Source organism: Streptomyces sp. L500, assembly GCF_054551825.1.
In genome coordinates, this window is the sequence record NZ_JBTOLC010000120.1 from 1 (window position 1) to 1,437 (window position 1,437).

The 1,437-nt window shown below is 70.1% G+C and carries 1 protein-coding gene and 1 pseudogene; both read left to right on the top strand.

The window, feature by feature from the left end:
* Nucleotides 1–475 (top strand): annotated as a pseudogene (locus ACX9I7_RS32580) (Crp/Fnr family transcriptional regulator); the annotation flags it as partial.
* A 161-nt stretch (nt 476–636) separates the two neighbouring features.
* A partial coding sequence (locus tag ACX9I7_RS32585; RefSeq protein ID WP_459389397.1) for a cyclic nucleotide-binding domain-containing protein occupies nt 637–1,437 on the top strand: 801 nt, incomplete at its 3' end.

Genomic DNA, 1,437 nt, shown 5'->3' on the forward strand with positions numbered 1-1,437 from the left:
CGCCGACCTCGGCCAGCGCATCCACACCCGCAGCGGACCGCCCACCCCCGACGACCTCGACGAACTGCTGGCGACGGTCTGGAAGGACCCGGGCTTCCTGCTGGCCCACCCGCGCACCATCGCGGCGATCGCCCGGGAGTTCAACCGCCGGGGCGTCTACCCGGACAGCGCCCAGGTGGGCGGGCACTCCCTGCCGGCCTGGCGGGGCGTCCCCATCTACCCCTGCAACAAGATCCCGATCACGGAGACGGGTGTCAGCTCGGTTCTGCTGATGCGCACCGGTGAGGAGTCCCAGGGCGTCATCGGCCTCCACCGCACGGGAATTCCCGATGAATACCAGCCGAGCCTTTCGGTGCGCTTCATGGGCATCAGCGAAAAGGCCATCATGTCCTATCTGGTGAGCGCCTACTACTCGGCGGCGGTCCTGGTGCCCGATGCCCTCGGAATCCTCGAGAACGTCGAGATCGGGCACTGAGGAATTCCGTCGAAGCCTCTTCCCGTATGAGCGCGTGAAGAGGATCGGCACCCCGACAGCCGGGCGGGCCCATCGGTCTGGGCACAGCCGCCGTCCGGCTCTCCGGGGTGCTCCGCATCACGTTTCACAGCCTGATTCACACAGATGGGTGATCACCACATATGACCACGTCAGTGGAGCCGGAGAACACCGAGCAGGCCGCTCAGGCACAGCTGAGCCTGGGCACCGGCGCGGCACGCCAGCTCGCGACGACCACCAAGTCCGTCCCCCAGATGCAGGGGATCTCCTCGCGCTGGCTGCTGCGCGTCCTGCCCTGGGTGCAGGTCTCGGCCGGCACCTACCGGGTCAACCGGCGGCTCACCTACACCGTCGGGGACGGCCGGGTGGAGTTCATCTCCACCGGCGCCGACATCCGGGTCATCCCGCCGGAGCTGGGCGAGCTGCCCGTCCTGCGCGGCTTCGAGGACGCCGACGTCCTGGAGGCCCTGGCGGACGCCTTCGTGCAGCGGGAGTACGCCCCGGGCGACGCGCTCGTGGAGGCGGGGCAGCCCGCCGATCAGATCTTCCTCATCGCGCACGGCAAGCTCGCCAAGACCGGCACCGGCAAGTACGGGGACGAGACCGCGCTCGGCACCCTCGCCGACGGCGACTACTTCGGTGAGAAGGTTCCCCTGGAGCCCGACGGCACCTGGGCCTTCACCGTCCGGGCCGTGACCCGCTGCGCGGTGCTGACGCTCAGCCGGCAGGCGTTCGAGGCGATCGCCGATCGTTCCGACGCGCTGCGCGCGCACGTCGCGGGCTTCGCGTCCCGGCCCGCGCCCCCCGCCAACAAGCGGGGCGAGGCGGACATCGCGGTGACCTCGGGCCACGTCGGCGAGCCGGCCATCACCGGCACGTTCGTGGACTACGAGCTCAAGCCGCGCGAGTACGAGCTGAGTGTCGCCCAGACGGTGCTGCGGGTG